The organism is Acinetobacter sp. GN11 (genome assembly GCF_054823985.1).
The window spans coordinates 1-238 of sequence record NZ_JRVL01000248.1; the positions used below are offsets into that span (position 1 = coordinate 1).

At 49.6% G+C, this 238-nt stretch carries 1 pseudogene; it reads right to left on the reverse strand.

Going from position 1 to position 238, the window contains the following annotated elements:
- A pseudogene (locus NL42_RS17610) lies at positions 1-238 on the reverse strand (acetyl-CoA C-acyltransferase); the annotation flags it as partial.

A 238-nucleotide genomic window follows, 5' to 3' on the forward strand; every position in this document is an offset into this window, starting at 1 on the left:
CCTTGGCCTACACCAATACACATTGAACACAAGGCATAACGACCACCTGTTTGTTCAAGCTGGTTTAGGGCTGTAGTCACTAGACGCGCACCTGATGCACCAAGCGGATGACCCAATGCAATTGCACCACCGTTTGGATTCACCTTGCTAGAATCATCTGGCAAGCCTAAATCACGGGTCACGGCCAAAGCCTGTGCAGCAAAGGCTTCATTCAGCTCAATCACATCCATCTGATCTA